The 21,828-nt window shown below is 35.5% G+C and carries 12 protein-coding genes, 1 tRNA gene and 3 pseudogenes; 9 read left to right on the top strand and 7 right to left on the bottom strand.

All coding sequences use genetic code 11. The annotated features are described in order from the left end of the window. The first annotated feature begins 103 nt into the window (after nt 1–103). The 3 genes from tkt (at nt 104) to gatC (ending at nt 3,479) form a co-directional block, all read left to right on the top strand. Nucleotides 104–2,068, top strand: coding sequence for a transketolase (gene tkt / locus OUY_RS01935; RefSeq protein WP_010405397.1), 1,965 nt, complete (start codon nt 104–106; stop codon nt 2,066–2,068). 147 nt (nt 2,069–2,215) lie between these two features. After that, a complete protein-coding gene (locus tag OUY_RS01930; RefSeq protein WP_010401705.1) occupies nt 2,216–3,136 on the top strand; it encodes a ribose-phosphate diphosphokinase in 921 nt (306 codons plus the stop codon). Continuing rightward, nucleotides 3,126–3,479, top strand: coding sequence for an Asp-tRNA(Asn)/Glu-tRNA(Gln) amidotransferase subunit GatC (gatC, locus tag OUY_RS01925; RefSeq protein ID WP_010401704.1), 354 nt, complete (start codon nt 3,126–3,128; stop codon nt 3,477–3,479). Before OUY_RS01930 ends, gatC begins: the two co-directional genes overlap by 11 nt. Before the next feature lie 38 nt (nt 3,480–3,517). Here gatC and OUY_RS01920 read toward each other — a convergent pair whose 3' ends face one another. From OUY_RS01920 to OUY_RS01890, 6 genes are all read right to left on the bottom strand, one after another. Then, nucleotides 3,518–4,774, bottom strand: coding sequence for a Tol-Pal system protein TolB (locus tag OUY_RS01920; RefSeq protein WP_139686554.1), 1,257 nt, complete (start codon nt 4,772–4,774; stop codon nt 3,518–3,520). A gap of 446 nt (nt 4,775–5,220) precedes the next feature. Continuing rightward, nucleotides 5,221–6,855: a ribonuclease J gene (locus OUY_RS01910; RefSeq protein WP_139686550.1), complete on the bottom strand. Its 1,635-nt coding sequence runs from the start codon at nt 6,853–6,855 to the stop codon at nt 5,221–5,223. 169 nt (nt 6,856–7,024) lie between these two features. After that, nucleotides 7,025–8,143, bottom strand: coding sequence for a molecular chaperone DnaJ (dnaJ, locus tag OUY_RS01905; RefSeq protein WP_139686549.1), 1,119 nt, complete (start codon nt 8,141–8,143; stop codon nt 7,025–7,027). Nucleotides 8,144–8,225: 82 nt separating this feature from the next. Next, a tRNA-Arg gene (locus OUY_RS01900) sits at nt 8,226–8,303 on the bottom strand. Between the two features lie 262 nt (nt 8,304–8,565). Further along, on the bottom strand, nt 8,566–9,078 hold the full coding sequence (locus tag OUY_RS01895) for a membrane protein (RefSeq protein WP_010401691.1): 513 nt from the start codon (nt 9,076–9,078) through the stop codon (nt 8,566–8,568). Nucleotides 9,079–9,155: 77 nt separating this feature from the next. After that, nucleotides 9,156–12,242 carry a phosphoribosylformylglycinamidine synthase subunit PurL gene (locus tag OUY_RS01890; protein ID WP_139686548.1) on the bottom strand — a complete coding sequence of 1,029 codons (3,087 nt, stop codon included), beginning with the start codon at nt 12,240–12,242 and terminating at the stop codon, nt 9,156–9,158. A gap of 108 nt (nt 12,243–12,350) precedes the next feature. Between OUY_RS01890 and OUY_RS01885 the strand changes: the two genes are divergently transcribed. The 6 genes and pseudogenes from OUY_RS01885 to OUY_RS01860 all read left to right on the top strand — a co-directional run. Next, a complete protein-coding gene (locus OUY_RS01885) occupies nt 12,351–15,269 on the top strand; it encodes a PD-(D/E)XK nuclease family protein (RefSeq protein WP_179949516.1) in 2,919 nt (972 codons plus the stop codon). Nucleotides 15,270–15,483: 214 nt separating this feature from the next. Next, complete coding sequence (locus OUY_RS01880) at nt 15,484–16,890, top strand: ankyrin repeat domain-containing protein (RefSeq protein ID WP_139686546.1); 1,407 nt, start codon at nt 15,484–15,486, stop codon at nt 16,888–16,890. A 191-nt stretch (nt 16,891–17,081) separates the two neighbouring features. Then, nucleotides 17,082–18,470, top strand: a complete 1,389-nt coding sequence (gene fumC, locus OUY_RS01875) for a class II fumarate hydratase (RefSeq protein ID WP_139686545.1) — start codon at nt 17,082–17,084, stop codon at nt 18,468–18,470. Nucleotides 18,471–18,552: 82 nt separating this feature from the next. Then, nucleotides 18,553–19,180: pseudogene (locus OUY_RS01870) on the top strand (IS6 family transposase). 204 nt (nt 19,181–19,384) lie between these two features. Further along, nucleotides 19,385–20,011: a septal ring lytic transglycosylase RlpA family protein gene (locus OUY_RS01865; protein ID WP_006013750.1), complete on the top strand. Its 627-nt coding sequence runs from the start codon at nt 19,385–19,387 to the stop codon at nt 20,009–20,011. Nucleotides 20,012–20,332: 321 nt separating this feature from the next. Further along, nucleotides 20,333–20,516: pseudogene (locus tag OUY_RS01860) on the top strand (IS630-like element ISWpi11 family transposase); the annotation flags it as partial. A gap of 141 nt (nt 20,517–20,657) precedes the next feature. Here the strand turns inward: OUY_RS01860 and OUY_RS01855 are convergent. Then, nucleotides 20,658–21,745 (bottom strand): annotated as a pseudogene (locus tag OUY_RS01855) (IS481 family transposase). Nucleotides 21,746–21,828: the final 83 nt, after the last annotated feature.

Here is a 21,828-nt window from a genome sequence, read left to right as displayed (position 1 = left end):
TCACAATCTAACTATAAATTATTAATGATTTTAACATTAAGTGTCAACTTGTTTTTGCCACTATGATGTAGTATACTTCACTTTTAAGTTTTCCTATTAATACATGAATCATCTACTACTAAAATCCATGGCAAATGCTGTCCGCTTTTTATCAATTGATGCAGTACAAAAAGCAAATTCTGGACATCCAGGTATGCCACTTGGCATGGCAGATGTTGCCACTGTATTATTTGCTAAATATCTAAACCATAACCCTGATGATTCTCAATGGATCAGTAGAGATCGTTTCGTCCTATCAAATGGTCACGGTTCAATGTTGCAATACTCTATATTATATCTGACAGGCTACATTAGTATAGATGAACTAAAAAACTTCAGGCAACTTACATCAAAAACTCCAGGTCACCCAGAATTTGGCTTAACTTCTGGTATAGAAGCAACAACAGGCCCGCTTGGTCAGGGATTTGCCACTGCTGTTGGCATGGCACTTGCTGAATCGATTCTTGAAAAGCAGTTTGAAATCAGTCACTACACTTATGTAATGCTAGGAGATGGTTGTCTTATGGAAGGTATAAGCCATGAAGCAGCGTCCCTTGCTGGGCATCTTAAATTAAATAAGCTGATAGCACTTTTTGACGACAATGACATCTCTATAGACGGCTCTACTAGCCTCTCTTGCTCTGATGATGTAGAAAAGCGTTTTTCAGCGTATGGATGGAATGTTGACAAAATCGATGGGCATGACTTTGATGCTATATCCCTTGCAATAGAGCAGGCGCAAAAGTCTGATAAACCTACACTAATCTGTTGCAAAACTATTATCGGAAAATTTTCGAGCCGTGCTGGCACATCTTCTGCTCATAGTGGTGCCTTTACAGAGGAAGATGTAAAACAGATGAGAGAAAAATTAAATTGGGACTATGAACCATTTCATGTACCAGAAGATGTGAGAAACGCTTGGATAGAAACAGTTAAGAGGGCAAAGCAAAACTATACATCCTTGATCAATAAAGAACTACAAAGAAGACTTGAGAAACGTTTGCCGAATAATATCGAGAGTGATTTGGCTGATCTGAAGAAACAAATATGTAAGCTAATGCCAAACGAAGCTACTCGATCTTCTTTCGGCAGAGTAATGGAACTATTAACTAAGTCTATGCCAGAACTAATTGGTGGCTCTGCTGATCTTACCGGTTCAAATTGTACTAAATATAAGCACATGCAGGCAATAGATAGTAATAATTATAGTGGCTCTTATGTACACTATGGAGTGAGAGAGCACGCTATGGCAGCTTGTATGAATGGTATGGCTCTTCATGGTGGGATTATTCCTTATGGTGGAACTTTTTTAGTATTTTCCGACTACTGCCGCCCTGCTATACGTCTTTCAGCCTTGATGAAACAGCAGGTTATATATGTAATGACTCATGACTCAATTGGAGTAGGAGAAGATGGTCCAACTCACCAGCCAATAGAGCATTTAGCTTCTCTGAGAGCTATACCAAATCTGTATGTTTTTAGGCCAGCAGATGCAATTGAAACTTTGGAGTGCATTAGCATTGCACTTGAAAAAAAAGAGTCACCTGCACTATTTGCGCTTTCAAGGCAAAATATTAATTACATGCACTCTTATACTGACCAATTGGCCAACCTATCAAAATTTGGTGCATATATACTATGCGAATATTCAGGGAAGCTAGAAGTGACGATATTTGCTACCGGATCTGAAGTTGAAATTGCAGTTGAGGCAAGAGAAAAATTACAGGAAAAAGGTGTAGGTACAAGGGTCATTTCTATGCCGTGTTGGAGGCTTTTTGACGAGCAAAGTGATGAATATAAAGCGGTAGTATTAAATAATGACAGCATCAAAGTTGCAATTGAAGCTGGAAGTGAAGTGGGTTGGCATAAATATATAGGCTCAAATGGTATATTTATTGGCATGAAAAGTTTCGGAGAATCAGCGCCTTATGAAGCTCTTTATAAGCATTTTAATATTAGCGCTGATTATGTAGTAAAATGTGTTTGTGAAAACGCTTTTTATCATTCCACTGCCCATAAAATTACTTAATGAACTCAGCCAGTACCGTTATTATGATAAGAAAGCTAGTGAAATGTTTCGAGTAACTTTTTCTTTTCTATGAGCTACTTGACGGCAAGAATAAAGTTTTAATCATTCCATGGTTTCTGTATAATTTTCAAAACTTAATTGGTATATATGAAGGTAATAATAGGTAGCGCTAGTAAACGATTAGGAGATTCAATAGCAAGTGGGCTAAATGCTCAGCTATTCCCCAATCAGGTGTCAAGATTTGCCGATGGTGAGGTAAATGTAGAAGTAGCAAATGATCTACGTAATCAAGAAGTATATATAGTACAATCTCTTTTTTCCCCTGTAAATGATAACCTTATGGAGCTTCTGCTTACAATTGATGCAGCAAAGAGATCTGGAGCCAAGAGAATAACAGCTATTATTCCTTATTACGGATACAGTAGGCAGGATAGGGTTATTAAAAACAATAATATGCAATCTGCTTTAAGTGCTAAATTAACTGCAAATCTTATTCAAACAGCTGGTGCAAACAGTGTTGCTGCTATTGATTTGCATTCAAGTCAAATTGAAGGTTTTTTTGATATACCAGTTACTAATCTAAGCTGTTTTGAAGTATTTGTTAACTCTATATACAAGGAAAACTTGGCAATAGTTGCGCCTGATGTTGGAGCAATTGGCAGAGCTCGTGCTTTTGCAAAGATTTTAGAGGAAAAACACAAGTTGGATAATGATATTGTTGTAGTAGATAAATATAGAGAAAAAGCAGGTACATCTGAGGTAATGAATGTAATCGGAGAAGTTGCAAACAAAAATTGCGTCATTGTTGATGATATAGTTGACTCTGGCGGAACATTATGTAATGCAGCTCTTGCTTTAAAAAACCGAGGAGCAAAGTCTGTAGTTTCGTGCATTACACATGGAATACTTTCAGGAAATGCAGTTGAGAAAATCTCTTCCTCTTCTCTGGATAAATTAGTAATTACGGACACCGTATTTCACAAATTTGAAAAAAATGATAAGATAGAGGTTGTTTCAATTGCAAATATTTTAATTTGCTTTATGCAAGGAGGTAAAAGTGCCAGCTAGATCAACAGAAGATGTTATCACTTCGTTAATAGAATTTGCAAATAAGAGAAAAATAACAATTACTAAGGAAGAAATGCTTAAAACTGCACAGCTTGTGAGGATTAAGTTATCCGATGATGAGATTCAATACTACTCAAAAGAACTGACAATGCTGGATTGGATACATGATACTTTGTTGAAGGTTAATACTGAAGGTGTTTCTCCTATGCGTTATGGAACTATAGATAAGGATGTCCATGTACGCGATGATATTATAAATTCTCAAAACATTAAAGAAGAAATATTATCCAATACAAAATCGGAGCATGGGTATTTCGTAGTACCGAAGGTTATAAACGATTAAGATAAAGCAAGATTTATACCGATTTTATAGATCTACTTTCAAAAATAAGACCAATCTGGTAAAGAAGCATTCGTTGGAGTAAAAACCATTTTTTGATTTTTCTTTACTAAATCTACTAAATATAATTTAGAGTTGCTTGGTGATTCTGCGTTAGTAAAGATAATTTCTCTGCCATTTGGTAGCCATGCCGGAGATTCAATTTTATGTCCCTCTGAAAGCAAGCGCTCTTCTTTGCCATCTGGCTTCATAACTCCTATGTAAAATTTTCCTGACTGAATTTTTGTAAAAGCTATCAGATCTCCTTTTGGCGACCAAACAGGTGTAGCATATCTTCCATTTCCAAAACTAATTCTCTTGGGTTTTTTGCTTTTTTTAGTGAAATCTATGATATATAGTTGCTGACTTCCACTTATATCAGAACTAAAAACCATGTACTTTTGATCTGGAGACAAAGAGGGAGAAGTACTTATAGCTGAACCTTTAGTAATTTTTTTTGTTCGTTTACTGCTTAAGTCTAGAGATAATATATTTGTTTCACCACTCAATGAGTGGGAAATAAAAAGAGATTTACCATCAGGAGAAAATCTTGGTGCAGAAATAACTCCTTCAAATGCGCTGATTATTGATTCAGTGTTATCTTTTAAATTTTTTAATATTATATAACTTTTACCATTTGTGTATGAGATATAAACAATACCCTTTCCATTTGGTGAAAATCTTGGTGTTGACACAAATTTCTCACCATTTGTTAAGTACTTTATATTACTTCCATCTTGATTCATCACAGCAATTTTACGGACGGATTTGTAATTGCTATCTTTTTCTTCAGCGATATATGTAATTTTTGTATTGAAATGCCCTTTCTCACCAATCAATCTATCATATATCACATCTGAAACAAGATGACTAATTTTCCTCCAGTCTTTTGCTAGAAAAACAACCGACTGAGTAAGTAATTCTCTGTTTGTAAAGCTGTCAGATAAACGAAAAGATAGCTCTAAATTTCTGTTTGATACTTCACTTAAACTTACTGTGACTACAGTATCGCTTTTCCAAGACTCAACTTTCGTGTTACGTTTCACATTAAATAAGCCACAATTAGATAGATTTGTTTCAATTACTTTTGTGATGCTTTCACTTAGCTCACTTTCCACTTCTGTCTTGCATGCACATTTAGATACAACAAGATCAATATTACCAATATTGCTTTTTTTTATATCAACATATAAAACAGCTTTTGTGGAATAAGGAATAAATAACGAAATAAATAACACCAGTTGAGCGAATAGCTTCATTAGATTTCTTGCATTACCTCCTGTCATCTCAGCAAATAGCTTACTTTTGAAGTTAAACTGCATGACAGTAGAGTAAATCAATTTCTGCAGTACTTGACACTGGAATCCAGAAATTTGACTGCAAGTAAGTGCACTGAGGTGGCAAGCATAAAAGTAGCTGTTTTATTCTAAAATAAACGTCTTTGACAAGGTTGCATGAAAAACTGGATTCCAGTGTCAGAGCACTGGGATGACACTCTACTGGTGGAGATTGCTCTAAAACTACAATGTTTGCCTGGGCGTTGAGATGGCACCCTTCTGGTAGATTCAAATCACAATGTTTGTATAGTTGTGTGATCTGACACTGATTTTTTTTTACGGATTCCAGTATTGCATGCTGAAATAACATCAAAGAATACATTGTTAACTTCTTACTCAAATAATGGTTAATAAAAAGAGGTATATTTCTATACCTGTTCTATTTGGACTTCAATTATAGGTCTTTTTAGTAAATATTCCTTTAAGATACTAAATATTGAACTTTCAATCTTATTTCTTATTTTTTTTATCGGTTGTGGACTAAATGCTGACTCAACCTTCTCTATGATCTTTTGCATAATGGCTGCATCTTCTTGCGCTTCGAAAACACCAGGTGCAAATACTTTTGGCTTAGCGAGCAATTTGTTTTTCTTATTCACAATTGCTGTTACTACAATAACCCCAGCATCTCTCATTCTCTCACGCATCTTTATAACGCTGCATTCTGGATGGCGTAGCAACATACCATCAATACCAAAGTAGTCAACATCAATTGAACTAACTTTTTCTCCATTCTCCAAATTAACAATATCACCTGGTGCAATCATTATTGCTTTTTTCACACCGCACTCTTTAGCGAACTTTACATGTGCATCCGTATGAATATACTCACCATGAACTGGAATAGCTATCTTAGGTTTTATCAAAGAATACATTTCCCTTAGCTCTGCTTTTACTGGATGTCCGGAAGCATGAACATTCTCTGTTTTTTCAGTAATAACTTCTACTCCCATCTCAATAAAGGCATTGAGCATGTTATGTGCACGAGTTTCATTGCCAGGAATGATTTTTGATGAAAAGATCATGGTATCACCTTGCTGCATTTTAAATGCTTGATGACTCTTATTAGCAAGCCTTGGGGTTGCTGCCAGTGGCTCACCTTGACAACCTGTGCAAAGTAGCACCAGCTTTTCCCTTGGAAAATTTACTGCCTCCTTTGCTTCTAGAAACTCAGGAGAATCAGTTAAATAACCACTATCCTGAGCAACTTTCACTATTCTCCATAAAGATCTGCCAAGTAAAACCACTTTTCTATTTAGTGCTTGTGCAGCTTTAGCGATAGTCTCAATTCGCGCCACATTTGAGGCAAATAGCGATACAGCAATCAATTTTTTAGACCGCTTTATTATATTGTAAATATTATCATAAATTTCACTTTCTGATTCAGGGTCGTGTTTGCTCAGTATGTTTGTTGAATCACAAATTGCTGCAAGTAGATCACCTTTATCGCCAATTTCTTTTAAACGCTCTATATTAGAAATTAATCCAACAACAGGTTTTGGATCAAATTTCCAGTCCCCAGTATGAAGTGCACTACCTGCTTCAGTGCTAATTAATATTGAATTTGCCTCAGGAATTGAGTGAGTTACATTTATAAACTCAACGGTAAAAGGACCCAAATTTATGCTGCCATTTATGTCTACCTCTTTCACAGGTACCACACCTTCCAATCGAAACTCCTTTAGTTTCTCCTTGAGAAAATTAACTGTAAACTTTGTTGTATATATGGGACATTGCAAATCTTCCCACAGATGAGGCACTGCACCACAGTGATCTTCATGTGCATGTGTAATTATTATTCCAAGCAAATCTTTTTTTCTTTGAGCAATAAAATCTACATCAGCAATGAGTAGCTCAACACCTGGCATAGTTTCATCTGCAAAACCGATACCAAGGTCGATCATAATCCACTTGCCTTGATAATGATATAGGCTAACGTTCATCCCAATTCTTCCTACTCCTCCAAGAGGAAGAAATAAAAACTCATTTTTGTTTATGTTCATTAATTTTAAATTATTAAAATGCGAGGATAGCAAAACTTCGACCTTAAATAAAGGAATTTATCACTTTTGCATAACTTAAAAAAATCTTTTCACTAAAAGAGAAGGCTTTCAAATTGGTAAAAAGAATTAAGTGTAGACAGCTACCTCTTTATATCATTTAGCAAATTTCTCATTTTTTTTTTACTTTTCCAAAGAATCCTTCAGATTTCTGCTCTACACTTTCATGTTCCCCTTCCTCAAGCGCTTTTAATAGCTCAATCTGCTTTTGGGTTAAATTCTTTGGATTTAAAGTCTCAACTATTACCTGTACGTATAAATCACCACGAGCATGTGAGTTCATATATGGCATACCCTTTTCCCTACAACGTAGTTTGGTACCAGTTTGAGTGCCTTCAGGGACCTTTACTTTTATTTTAGCTCCATCAATTGATTGAATATCGATTTCACCACCAAGTACTGCTAGTGTCATTCTTATAGGCACTTTACAGTGTAAATCTGCTCTATTGCGAGTGAAGATCTGATGAGTAGCTATTTTCACACATACGTATAAATCTCCGCTTTTTCCACCTCTTGCTCCAGCTTCTCCTTTACCACTGACCCTTACCTTAGCTCCTTCTTCTATGCCTTTTGGAATTGAAACGGAGATATTTACTTCATCTCTTTTACGTCCACTTCCACCGCATTTCTTGCATTTATTTTGTATTATTTCTCCTTCCCCATAGCATGTAGTACACGTTCTTTCAATGGTAAAAAAGCCCTGTTGAGTTCTAATTCTACCGCTTCCCTGGCATGTGTTGCACTGAACTGGTTTGATTGCTCCTTCGCTACCTGTGCCTTGGCATGTATTACATTTTATATTTGTCACATAATGTATAGGTGCTTGTATTCCTTTAAATGCATCTTCCAAGGTAATTTTAAGGTCGTAGCGCAGATCTGCTCCAGATACTCCTGTTGTACTTCTTTTTGTTCTTGACCTACTTGTACTGCCGCCGAATCCTCCACCAAGAAAATCGTTAAATATATCGCTAAAATCCCCTCCAGCTTGGCTGAAATCAAATCCACTGGAAGCACCATCGTGACCATAACGATCATAACCTGCTCTTTTTTCAGAGTCAGATAGAACTTCATATGCAGCTGTTACTTCTTTAAATTTTTCCTCTGCTTCCTTATTACCAGGATTTCTGTCAGGATGATATTTTAATGCTAGTTTTTTATATGCTTTTTTTATCTCGTCAGTACTAGCATTTCTGCTCACTTCTAGCAGATCATAGTAGTCTTTTTTGTTCATATATAATAGCTCAGTATTTTACCTTTAAAGATAGGTATTACATATATGAATTTCAAGTATGACCTCTATTTCCTATAAAATATGGTGCACCCTGAGCGACTTGAACGCCCGACCTTTTGATCCGTAGTCAAATGCTCTAATCCAACTGAGCTAAGGGTGCTTGCACAAAGCTGACTTTAACAGATTTTATAGCTTATTTCAATTGGTTTAGCTAAAAATAAAACTCTTATCATGTATGAAACCTGTAAGAAATTGTACTAGCTCTCTTAAAGGATAACTTAAGTTAACAGTTTCCAATTACTTTGATTTTAGAACCGCTATCCGAATAAGAGCTTTTCACATTATACTGCCAAGCTGCTAACAAATAGCGGAATGACGGTTATAGTTAAATCTAAACTATTTTGGCTATATCAGAAGACGGGTTATGCAGAAACCTTAAAATACTTCTTGCTTGCCAAGGAGAATAAATACATTCCTACAAACAAGCAGATACTCAATATCGATGCATAGGAAAACTTGAAAATTAAATCTTTAATATATATTGATAAGCATTTACCTGCAGAAATTTTGTATAGTAGTCCAACACAAATAATCGTACTATCAATGACCGATGCTATAATTAAAGTGATGAAATTTGCCATATGAAAATTCAATTTCGACTTTAATTCTTCAAAAACAACTATGCTTGAGAGAAGAGAGATTAAAATTGCAGTATATAGAACCAGTATCATAAAACTAAAATTTTGCAATTTAAAAAGACAGCATATCACTGTACACACTATTAAGCTGTAAGTAGCTTTGCTTCTACCATAAAACTCAACCATTGAGTTTACAACTAAAGTAGCTCCCACAAATAAGGCAGCACATATCATTAATTTATTTGAAGTGTTAAGTAAAGAAAGACTGATAAGCAAGAGTATTGATAAAATGGACATAATCACCTACCCAAATTTAATAATATGCATTTATTTTAATCAGACATTACACATAATGAAAAATTTGTCTAGCGTAATCAAAAGTTATTTAAACTAGTACCTAAGTCTTTCAAATCTATTCTTATAATATCCTTTATATTGAGAGCTTTCTCCTCTGTCACTTTTCCAATACATGAAAAAACTATACCTTTAAACAATTCTTCAAACTTCCGCTGATTTTGCGGGGCAATGGTTACTAATATTCTACTTTGCGATTCAGAAAACATTATTATCTTGTTTATTATGTCTGTATTTTGTGTTTTTCCTATTGGTACTAGTGAAAGATCAATTTCAGCACCAAGGTCTCCTGCAATTAGCGATTTTGCCAAAGCAATAATTAAGCCGCCTAAGTTTGGTGCAATTGCAGAGACAATTATGCCATCTTTTATTGCCTGGTTGTAACGTTCATACAATTTCCTAGCGCTCTTTGCATTAACTTTTGGCACGTTGTTATTATCTATTCCACTATATAACTGATATTCAGATCTACCAAGCTCATCGTGGGTTGTACCAAGCACATATATCAAGTCCCCTGGCATTTTCACATCAAGCGATACCGCATTTTCAATATTGTCTATAACTCCAATTGCTGAAATGAGTAGTGAAGGTGGTGCAGATATCATCACTTTCTCGCCATTTTCATCATATCCCTTAAAGTCGTTAAACATACTATCTTTTCCGGATATAAATGGTGTTTTAAATGCAGTTGCAAAGTTGTAACAAGCCTCTGCAGCTCTCTTTAGTTGCCACAGCCTTTCTGGATTATAAGCATCACACCAGCAAAAATTGTCGAGCAACGCTAGATGATTTATATTTCCTCCTGCGGCTACGTAGTTGCGTATTGCAGTGTCAATCGCACATGCTGCCATGTGATAAGTGTCAATTTCTCCATAACTTGAGCCAAATCCCTGCGATTTTACAACACCTTTGTTTGAAGAAAGGACTGGCCTCGAGACAACAGCTTCACTGTACACTCTTCCCTTGCCTTGCAGTGGTTTCAGTATTGACGATCCTTGAACCTCATGGTCATATTGCACCACTATAAACTCTTTGCTGCGTATGTTTGGTCTGCTTAGCATTTCTTTTAGTGCAAAGGTGTCATTCCAGTGCTTGACACTGTAATCTATCTCAAGCTCAACTCTGCCATCGCACGTATTTTTACATAAAGTTTTAGATTTATTTGCAGACAAAGCCTGCTGGATTCCAGTGTCAAGCACTGGGATAACAGGAGAGAATTCTGGAATGACAGCGTATGGGTTAGATTTTCCAGACCATGGCTTTGTCTGTAAATGCATTTTAGGATTACCATCATGCAGAAATTCAGTTTCGATGTCCATTATTACTGCCCCTGTGGGACATTTAACAACGGCTTTGCCACTTTTGTTGAATTCTCCAATTACACAGACCTCCACATCATGTGTTTTCATGATTTGCTTAAACACAGGAAGATTTTCTTCTGGCACTGCTAAGGTCATTCTCTCTTGTGATTCTGATATCCATATTTCCCACGGAGCCATATCATCGTTTTTAAGGAGAACCTTGCTCAAATCAACTTCAAATCCGTCTTTTCCCATTTCACCAATGGACGATGATAGACCGCCTGCTCCATTATCCGTTATTGCATTATAAAGACCAAGATCTCTTGCTTTTACGACGGCGTTGGATAATTTTTTTTGTGTTATAGGATCACCAATTTGCACAATTGTTGAAGGGCTGTTTCCCGACAATGCCTCTGAAGAAAAAGTTGCACCGTGAATTCCGTCCCTTCCAACTCTTCCACCAATAATTACGATTTTATCACCGTTTTTGGGTTCTTTTATGTGTGAAGGTGCATTATTTATATTCCGTGGAATAATTCCGATGCTTCCAACAAAAACTAATGGCTTTCCACAGAATCTATCGTCAAAGTATACCGATCCAAGTTGCGTTGGAATACCGGAGCAATTACCAGCAACATTAACACCGTGAATCACTTCTTTCATTATATATTTTGGTGGTAAGATTTTATCAGTACGCTCTTTATCTCTATAAAGTTTGCCTTTTGATTCTTTGGCAAAGCAAAAGTAATAAGTATTCATGATAGGTTCTGCACCTTTGCCAAAACCGACTATATCTCGATTAACTCCAAGCACTCCAGTCATTGCTCCACCGAACGGATCGAGAGCTGAAGGACTATTGTGAGTTTCAACTTTATCTACAATCAAGTAATCGTCATCAAAAATTATTCCTCCTGCGTTGTCGGAGAAAACTGACACGCATATGTTAGAATTTATCTCACGCGTTGCACGCTTAATATAATGAGCATATAGACCATCTTTTATTTCATCAATAGGGGAGCAAAAAATATTGTGTTTACAATGTTCAGACCAAGTCTGTGCCAGAGACTCAAGTTCAATATCATATGGATTTCTACCGAGTTTTTTAAAGTAATCCTTTATAGCTTTCATTGCTGCCAGCGAGAGCCCTAAAGTGCCATTACCATCGATTCCATCTCTGCTGATTTTTTCAAGCTCTTGGTCACTTACATTGAGTTTGACAGATTTTGCTCCATTATTACCTGGTGTCATCCCAGTGCTTGACACTGGAATCCATTCTTTTTTTTCCTGGTCACGCGCTGTAATGACACCAGGTGGGGTATTTGGTTTACTGTAATACTTCCAATGGCAATTGCCGTTTTCTTTATAGACAAGTGTGCAATATTCAGTAATAGGATTGAATTCCTGTTTTATGTCATCTTCGGTTGGAAAACCTCCTTGACTTAGAATCAATTTTGAACTTCTTGCCTTGATAGAAACACTTTCATCAATGTGGCCTTTGCTAATTAGATATTCTCTAACAATTTGTTTTGCCGTGTTTCCTACGTTATCGGTCATGCCAGGTAAAAAGCTTATCTCCAAGCCCCACTTTTCTTGTGATTCTATGGAGTTATATTGAACTTCTTCAAGGTTTTCATTGTAGGAATAATAACGGCAGTCTTGTATGACTTTATTATAAAATAGCCCACAAATTTCTTCATGTAATTTTGATGGTAATTCTTTGCTTATGTAAATCAAGTAAACATTAACTACCCTTCTGCGGCCAACTTGTTCACATTTATTAAAAACTTCTATTCTGATGTTTGCCATGTAATATTGTGAAAGACTTTAATATATCATAGCATAAGAAACTGCGAGCACATTTATATTTTAAATAATTTCTATACAATAAAAGTGTTGTATTAATTGTTACTGTTAGTGGGAAGAGTTTTTACTGTTAATGTGAATGAGTCCCTTTTTGATGTGCTGGTTCAGCACATATTTTCTGAATATGAAAGAGAAAAAATTCCCAAGATAAAGATCATACTTCCCTGCAAGAGGGATGTGATAGCATTGCTGAGTGCATTCAAGAATTACAGAACTATAATTTTGCCAGAGATAGTTTCACTAGAAAACATTGATGAAGAAGATTTAATATTAAATCTTGATAGAGTTAAAGTTATTAACCCGACAAAGAGAACGCTGCTACTCATTCAATTTATATTGGAGTGGAATAAAAAACACAATGATAGTTTTCCAATCGATCTAGTTTACAGTTTGCCGTCATTACTTCAATATACCCAAATAGCGGATTGTTATCAGCTTGATGAGCATTCGAAGAAAATGGAGAATTTCATAAACTTACTTATCAAAACTTGGAGTAACACTTTAAAAAATTTAGGAGTAGTAGATATACTAAAGCATAAGAGTGACTACATAAACAATATGATAGCCTCCCTGAAGAAAGATCAGCATATGATCTTTATTGGAATTGGAAAGGAGGAGATTTATAAGTTGTTGATTAAAGCTGTATACGACCTGCCATTTGGAAAGATAATTTTACCTAATCTGAATTTGAAAATTAAAGAGAAAGATTGGCAATCACTTGATAAAAAACATTATCAATATTGCCTGAAAGATCTGCTCGATTATTTAAGTATAGGCAGAGAGGATGTAAGTTTTCTGCCAGAAGCGTGTTCTGATGTCATTCCAGTGCCCAGACACTCGGATCCAGAAAACTTAACTTTAAATGAGTGCACCAGGTGGCTGCACAATAGAAACTGGATTCCAGTGTCAAGCACTGGAATGACATCATCTACTACTCAAATTACCTGCAAATTACAGTGTTCGTACACTAAAAATCAGAGGGCTGGGATGACAGGCAGTCCTGAACTAGATTATGTCTTTGATACAACTGCCGATCTAAGTAAAGTTAGTAATGGATATATTGGCAATATTGAAGTCATCACTTGTGATTCCAGAGAGGAAGAAGCGCAGGTGACGTCACTAATTATGGAGAATGAAGGTTATGAAAACGTTTCTTTGGTTGTTTTTGATAAATTACTTGCAGTTCGTATGGTGTGCCCCATATCGAAAAACTATTCTTATGTGACGCTTCTGCTTTATAGTATTGAGATTTTGAACTCAAAATGGAACGGTGTGGCATTGCTTTCTCTTCTTAAACATAGGCTAGTGACTTTTGGTTACGCTCAAGAAGAGTACACTCGTATTTTATCTGAGTTTGAGATAGAAGTATTGCGTAGCTTTGATATAAATGGTCTTAAGGATATTATCAACGCTATTAGTACTTGTAAAAAGCTAAGATATAAAGAAGATATATTAATTATTATCAGTAGATTAGAAACTATATTTAATCTTTTACTTAATCTTATAAATTATCCTATTTCTGATATAGCAGCAGCTCATTTACAGTGTGTTAATGTGCTTTCTAATGTGAATTTTCTAGAGCTAAATGGTGAAATAGGTAATTTTACTCGTGATTTCTTAAATGCATGTGACGGTATAGCAATTGAGTGTTCCTTAGAGTTATATAGTCAAATCCTGATATTATTTTTAAAAAGGAAGTTTTTTTCTCCAGAAAATAACTTTGATAAATTTAGCTTATATCAAAATAAAGTTGTAATACTTGCTGGATTTAATGATATACCAAATTTTCAGAATCCGTTTTTGAGTGCACTGAATAGAGAAAAATTTAACCTTCCTTCTGTGCAAGAAGAGCAAGGGTGCTTTTTGTATACTTTGCGCAATTTATTTGGTGCCGGCAAGGTTTATATTACGAGGCTAGTGAGTGATAGAAAATCAATTCTATTGCGCCGTTTGGGGGTTCTGTTACAAGAACCAAAATATCCTTATCGCAATTGGCTAAGAATATTAAATACACCTGAGTGCATTGTTCCATGTACTCAGCCTATGCCAAAACCTCAAGCCAAAGTCAGAGAAGAAAAAATGCAAGTGATGTCTTGCAGTGCGGTAGAAAAACTGATTCGTAACCCTTATTCATTTTATGTTGAATACATACTGAACCTTAGACAGTTGAAAGACTTAAATTTTAAGCCATCGATATTGGAGTTTGGCACTATGGTACACAATATTTTTGCAAGATATTTACGCAACGAAAAGTCGCTGATGAGTATTGCACGAGAAATATTCTCGTCTAATCGATTCCACTTTTCAAATATGTGGTGGGTAAGGTTGCAGAGGATAATTCAATCTTTTGTTGAGTTTGATAGGACTGGAAACAATCAAGTTGAGTTGGAGAAGAGCTTTTCCTATCCGATATTTCATATTCCAGCGCGTGACACACAACTGCGCGGATGCTGTACAACTTCCACTAAGAATAAGGGTGTCATCCCAGTGCTTGACTACTTGGATCCAGAAAATTTGATTGCAAATGAACACACCAGACAATTGTGTAATAAGAGCTGGTCAGATACTCGAATGACAGAAGAAATTTTATTGACAGCAAGATGTGATAGAGTTGAGTATCTACCAGGTGGGCAAGTAGCAATTATAGACTATAAACTTGGTTCACCACCTTCCAATGAGGAAGTTATGTCAGGATTTTTCCCGCAATTAATTTTACAAGCTTTAGCAGTGGAATACACAACAAAAAAAGAAGTCTCGGAGCTTGCTTATTGGAAACTTGATTATGATAAAATAAAGGTTATTGCTTTGAAAGATTATAGACAAAAAATGCATGAATTTCAGAATATTCTACCAGATTTCTTATCTAATTATTTAAGAGATACTACTCCCTTCATTGCCTCTCCTTATTTTGATAAATTCCTGAGATTTAACATCTACAAACAACTAGAAAGGATAGGGGAGTGGTTATAAATTATATCTCCTCTCATCCAGATCAAAATAGCTGGTTGTACAGCTGGTTTACTAAGTGCAGTAGGAGAATTACTAGATTGTGATATAGACTCATCTTTGCTAGACTCAAACAACCATAAAAAAACACTAAAAAGTGATTCAATCAATTTTAGCCATTAAAACTTGAATAGTGGCTAAAATAGCTTTAAATTGTATATTTATTTAGGAGGGGTATATGCCATCACAAAAACAGCTAAATGCGCAGCTAATTGATGCTGCTAAAAAAGGACAGCTAGATTTTGTTCAGCAAGCTATACAGGGTGGAGCAATTATTAATACAATAGATGATGATTATGGGAGAACTGCTTTTATATGGGCTGCTGACAATGGTCAACTAGAGATATTACAATACTTGATAGAAGAGGGAGCAAATGTTAATGCAGAATCTCCGGGAAACATAACTGCTCTAATTCATGCTGCTGCCCATGGTCATCTTGAGGTAGTACAACTTCTAATAGCAAATGGAGCTGATTTAAATGTGAAACGTAAAGGTCAATTCTCTGCCCTAACATATGCTATTGTAAATGGCCATACGGAGATAGCAAAGCTTCTAACTAGATATCATTTAATAGCTAATCTTGATATGTCAATACCTCGCTTGCCTCTTCCTACTTGTATACCAGAGTTATCATCTTATTGGTATGACTGTAAGGATGAGCTCAATAAAATGAAGGAAGAAGATAGTGAATTATATAATTTTCTTGTAAGTAAGAGAATTAATGAACAGGTAAGAATTTGGACAGAGAGTGAGACAATACGAAATATTTCACAAGATAGATTAAATATAGAATACTCAATCTATGCTAAAGATTTAACAGGTAAAATAGAATTAGTGATATTTGTTCTTAACAACAGGGAAATAATCAATTCTTTATCGCGGTATTATAAGGTAAGAATTCAAACAATTGATCAGGTAAAAAGGCTACTTGATCGTTTCACAAGAGAACATGTAGAGCTTGAAGTAGAAATTGTTCCAGCACAATTAAACTTTAATACTCAAGAGTTACAACCCACTAAACTAAAAACATTATCATTTGCACAAATGATTAACAATCATGCAGGATTATTTTCAGCTGCCAAAAATGGTCAATTAGAAACAGTAAGATACCTGATAGAAAAACAGAAAGAAGATATTAATTCAACAGATCACTATGGAAGAACTGCTCTAATGTGGGCTGCTGGAAGTGGCTATTTAGAGGTAGTAAAGTACCTGATAGAAACAGCAAAAGCAAATGTTAATGTGAAAGATGGCTATGAAAACACTGCTATGAATTATGCTACTAGAAACGGGCATTTAGATGTAAAAGAATATCTGAAAGGTTACATACAAAAAGAACTGCGGAAGAAATACGTCTGCATTGGCGTGAGTGGTGCAATAGGTTATGTTGCAGGTATGACAATATCATGTTCTGCGGGAGCAGCGATTGCAGTTTGTGCAGCATCAGCTACCATTAGTCTAGCGTTAGGTGCAATTTTTGGTTATACAATTGTAGAAGTAAAAAAAGAGAAAGCAAACACAGGTATAGCTTCTGCGCTTAAAGATGTTTTCACTATTCAAGCTCTAAGTAGAATAGCCTTATAGAGAGTGAAAGTAGGTTTATTGCTTAAGGTTGCATGATTGCCTTAATAACAATAAAAAAATAATAGAAGCAAAAGATATGGCTTGAAAGTTTTCTAAGGTCTTCACTAAAAATGTCTCAACTTGACACTGAAATACAATTTGATTTAACTAATCATATATGTAGGTAATGTCAAACACTAGAATGAGGAAATATGGATAAAAAAGTTAGAATAGAATCAGATAGCTTAGGAGAAGTAAAAGTACCAAGTGAACATTACTGGGGAGCGCAGACTCAGCGTTCTTTGGAAAATTTCAAAATTGGTACAGAGAAAATGCCAGAGCCCCTGATTAAAGCGCTAGCAATAGTAAAACTTGCAGCAGCACGTGTTAACATGAAGCAGGGTAGCATAGATAATAGAGTAGGGGATGCAATCTGCTCAGCTGCAAAGGAAATAATAGACGGTAAATTTAATAATCAATTTCCACTTGTTGTTTGGCAAACCGGGTCTGGGACGCAGACCAATATGAATGTGAATGAAGTGATCAGCAATCGTGCAATAGAAATTTTGGGCGGTGATTTAGGTAGTAAATCTCCAGTGCATCCAAATGATCATGTAAACTGTGGTCAGTCATCAAATGACACTTTTCCAACAGCAATGCATATAGCAGTAGCAGAACAAATAGACCGCTTGCTTATTCCCAATCTTGAAGAATTATATAAAGCGCTAAATAATAAGGTTCATGAATTTAAAGATATAATAAAAGTAGGGCGTACTCATCTGCAAGATGCAACTCCTCTAACACTTGGGCAGGAATTTTCTGGCTATGCAGTTCAGATTAAAAAGGGAATAGAGAGAGTAAAGTCAACTCTAAGCAATGTATATGAACTTGCACAAGGTGGCACTGCAGTTGGCACGGGAATCAATACTAAAAAGGGTTTTGCTGAGGATTTTGCTAAAGAAGTGGCAAAAATCACTAATTTTCCATTTATTTCAGCAAAAAATAAGTTTGAAGCACTAGCAGCAAATGATGCTTTAGTTGAGCTCAGTGGAGCATTCAATACAGTAGCAGTAAGCTTGATGAAAATTGCAAATGATATAAGGTTACTTGTTTCTGGTCCAAGATGTGGAATTGGAGAAATAATGTTACCAGAAAATGAGCCTGGCTCTTCAATCATGCCGGGTAAGGTGAATCCAACTCAATGCGAAGCAGTGACTATGGTATGTGCTCAAGTTATGGGAAATCATGTTGCAGTGACAATTGGTGGCTCAAATGGTCACTTTGAATTGAACGTGTTTAAGCCGGTGATAATTTACAATGTTTTGCAGTCTATAAGACTTTTAGCTGATACAAGTTTAAATTTTGCAGAGAAATGCGTAGTTGATATTAAAGCAAACGAAGAAAGAATAAAGGATTTACTAAATCAGTCGTTAATGCTAGTTACTATATTAAATACGCATATAGGATATGACAATGCAGCAAAAATAGCGAAGCTTGCTTATAAAGAAAATATCACTCTAAAAGAAGCAGCAGCAAAACTTCAACTGCTCACTGAGGAGGAGTTTGAAAGGATAGTGAAACCAGAGGAGATGGTAGGTTAAACTACCACCTTTTTTAGGGTTCTGTCGCATTTGTAGGGAAGTAGAAAGAAGAATGATATAATTGTCTAAAAAAAAAGCAAAGATGTTTCGTATCAATCAAAAATTGTTGCCATATTTCAAAGGATTTAGCTTTTCAGCGGATGTTATCTGTATACATGAAATGTCGATTCTCTTTGAGCTATCGAGATTTGGAAGAAATGATGAGTATAAGGGGAGCAAAATGCTACGTTACAAAGGTGGGTTATCACCACTGATAGATGAGGCAGTAAGGAAAAGAAAGAAGCAGGTTGGTAGTAGTTGGAGAGACTTACATTAAATTAAACGGTAAATGGGTTTATTTATATACTGTAGACTTCCTCTTGTGTGTTAGTAGAGACAAGTCTGCAGCACTTGCATTCTTTCGTAAAGCCTTCAGGAGTAACTATCTTCCTGAGAAAATTGTAATTGATAAAAGCGGCAGTAATACTGCTGCTCTTGATGATTTGAATGCAGAAATTTCTGAAGATTACAGTTCTTCAAATAAAATATCTAAATAATATTGTTGATAGATTTATCAAAAAACTAATAAAGCCAATGCTTGGGTTTAAAAGCTTCCATTCCGCAAAGATTACCATCACAGGCATAGAAAATATTCGTATGATTCAAAAAAGACAAATTATTAAAATAATGTTTCTACTTTTGAGAATTTTGCTATGTTAATGGCTTCATAACTCCTATAATCCCACCTTTAATGATCTTCTTTCCTATGGTTTATAGATGCGACAGAACCTTTTTTAGTGCTGTGCATATTTGGCAGTAGACGTTTACTTATTACTAAATTTATTATAGTATAATTTAAAATCCTCATGGTATCGAACCATTTCACTAAGTACAATGATAAAAAACTAGCCTTTCTATGTCTAATATTCGTTTTGATGAGTAGTTGTAGTTTTAGCAATAGGTGTAATCACACTGCAGGTCATTATAAAATTGGCAATAGCTATACAATAAATGGTATCACCTACCACCCAAAATACTGTAGCTGTTACGAAGAAGTAGGAATAGCATCGTGGTATGGAATAGAAGATCATGGCACAATTACAGCCAACGGTGAAGTGTTTAATCGTCACTTGATTTCTGCAGCACATAAGACCTTGCCCCTACCTTGCTTTGTTCGTGTTACTAATTTAGAAAATGGAAGAAAGCTTGTTATAAGAGTTAATGATAGAGGGCCATTTGTTGAAGGTAGAATAATAGACTTGTCAGAAAAAGCAGCACAAGTTTTAGGACTTCATAAGTCTGGGCTTGCGAAGGTAAAAGTCGAGTACTTAAGAAAGAGGTCAGAACAATTGATACAAAATACTCCTCATTACAAAAGGCAATATGAAAAAGAAATGCAGAAACGTCACCCAAAACAAAACAATGCAGAAAGTAAGGGATATGTAGCATTTTTTGTAAACGCTCAAGTAGCTAAATCAGCTGCATCAAAGCTTCGTAATCAAGGAATAGAAAATGTTAGATTGCTTTTCAAGAATGATCAATATTGCGTAAAAGTAAGTTAAAACCTGCATTACAGATTGTGTAGCATGCCAGAAACTATTTGACAAATGAGAATGTTCCAAAAGCATGTGCGTCAAGTTGAGAAACTATCGTGAAATATAGCAATATTTAAGATTGGTATTTTATTTGTTACATTTCAGGTAGTGACAGCTACCTCAGCTAGAGCTGTAAAAAATAATCTACCACTCAAGAAATTTCATTAAAAAAATAGCATAATCTTATTTCTCGGGAGTGTTAAATAAACTGTGTCAAACCGAGAAGTATAGCTCTTTTCATAATAGTCCAAACGAGGTAAAATAAGGTTTATAGTAGTGAAGGTAAGGATGCCAGCAGCATATAGTTATAAAAAAAGCAATGGAAGCACTAGAAGAAGGAGAAAGCAGGGAAACGGTGGCAGCAAGATTTAAAATTGGAAGAACTACGTTATGGGAGTGGCAGCAAAGAAGAAAAGAAACAGGAGATTTTCAGTCAAAAAAACTTGGAAATGGAGGTTATAATCACAAAATTATAGCCCTTCCCATAATAGTCCAAAAAGGTCATGAGAAAGAAGAATCGACAGCATGACGAAAAGATTTGAATAAAGGAATGTTTTTCCTGGTTCTGTTTTTTATAGCTATAATAGTCTAGACTTAATCTGACAAGCATGAATTAACTGACAGAAGAATTAACAAAGTCAAAACCAAAATCAACATCCTGTTTAATGCTATCAATATTTTTCTGATAAGCAATATGCATACTATCAAAAAAGGTTTGCATAGGAGTCTTACCATAGCAATATTTACCTGAATGCGGTCTAGATCTATTGTAAGAATGCACCCAATGGTCTACGTCTAACTGAAGTTCTGCCAAAGAGGTGTAAATTTTCTTTCTAAAGATAATATTGTAACATTCATCTTGCATAGTTCTGTGGAACCTTTCACATATGCCATTAGTCTGTGGAGAACGAGCTTTGGTTCGAGAATGATCAATATTTTCTACCCCTAAATATAGCTGGTAAGCGTGATTTTCAGGTCTGCCACAATACTCTGTACCACGATCCGTCAAAACACGTAGCAATGATACTTTCTGTTCATCAAAGAACGGTACTACCCTATCATTAAGAAGATCTGCAGCTGTGATAGCAGTCCTTTCTGTGTAAAGCTTAGCAAAAGCAACTCTGGAATAGGTATCAACAAAGGTTTGCTGGTAAATTCGTCCAATTCCTTTGATATTACCAACATAATAACTGTCTTGGCTACCTAAGTATCCTGGATGCTCTGTTTCAATTTCTCCATGGGCCTCTTTTTCTTCCTTAGCCTTTTCTAGAGCTGTTATCTGTTCTTCTGTTAAAATGATACCATCCTGAGCTACTTTTGCTTCTAATGCCTTTAACCTCTTTTTAAAATTTTCAAGATCGTTTCTTTGCCACACTGATCTTATTCCACTTGCAGAGATGAGAATTCCTCTCTTTTTCAGTTCGTTTGCTGCTCTTTCTTGTCCGTATGCTGGAAACTCTATTGCTATTTCAACTACTGCTTTTTCTATATCCTCCGACACTCTATTTGCATACAATGGCTTGCTTTTGCTTATCTCGTGTAAAGCCTCTTCTCCTCCTGTTTCATACAGTTCTTTGAAGCGGTAAATGTATCCCTTGAATATCCCATTACTTTACACGCCTGTGATACATTTCCTAATTGCTTTGCAAGTTCTAGCAATCCCAACTTTGGTTTTAGTATTTTTTCTTGTGTTGTATTCATATCTGACACTCCTTTAAAACTTGTCTATATTTTTATCTTACTTTGTTTGCTTGTCAGATCAAGTCTAGACTATTACATATTCT

The organism is Wolbachia endosymbiont of Leptopilina clavipes (assembly GCF_006334525.1).
Lineage (GTDB): Bacteria > Pseudomonadota > Alphaproteobacteria > Rickettsiales > Anaplasmataceae > Wolbachia.
Note: the sequence above shows the minus strand (reverse complement) of the source record. Positions and strands in the feature narration are given on the sequence as shown.

What these genes read in the sequence shown, in the direction of transcription:
- tkt (WP_010405397.1), top strand. Translation starts at nt 104, where the DNA reads ATGAATCATCTACTACTAAAATCCATGGCAAATGCTGTCCGCTTTTTA.
- OUY_RS01930 (WP_010401705.1), top strand. Translation starts at nt 2,216, where the DNA reads ATGAAGGTAATAATAGGTAGCGCTAGTAAACGATTAGGAGATTCAATA.
- OUY_RS01920 (WP_139686554.1), bottom strand. Translation starts at nt 4,774, where the DNA reads ATGAAGCTATTCGCTCAACTGGTGTTATTTATTTCGTTATTTATTCCT.
- OUY_RS01910 (WP_139686550.1), bottom strand. Translation starts at nt 6,855, where the DNA reads ATGAACATAAACAAAAATGAGTTTTTATTTCTTCCTCTTGGAGGAGTA.
- dnaJ (WP_139686549.1), bottom strand. Translation starts at nt 8,143, where the DNA reads ATGAACAAAAAAGACTACTATGATCTGCTAGAAGTGAGCAGAAATGCT.
- OUY_RS01895 (WP_010401691.1), bottom strand. Translation starts at nt 9,078, where the DNA reads ATGTCCATTTTATCAATACTCTTGCTTATCAGTCTTTCTTTACTTAAC.
- OUY_RS01890 (WP_139686548.1), bottom strand. Translation starts at nt 12,242, where the DNA reads ATGGCAAACATCAGAATAGAAGTTTTTAATAAATGTGAACAAGTTGGC.
- OUY_RS01880 (WP_139686546.1), top strand. Translation starts at nt 15,484, where the DNA reads ATGCCATCACAAAAACAGCTAAATGCGCAGCTAATTGATGCTGCTAAA.
- fumC (WP_139686545.1), top strand. Translation starts at nt 17,082, where the DNA reads ATGGATAAAAAAGTTAGAATAGAATCAGATAGCTTAGGAGAAGTAAAA.
- OUY_RS01865 (WP_006013750.1), top strand. Translation starts at nt 19,385, where the DNA reads ATGAGTAGTTGTAGTTTTAGCAATAGGTGTAATCACACTGCAGGTCAT.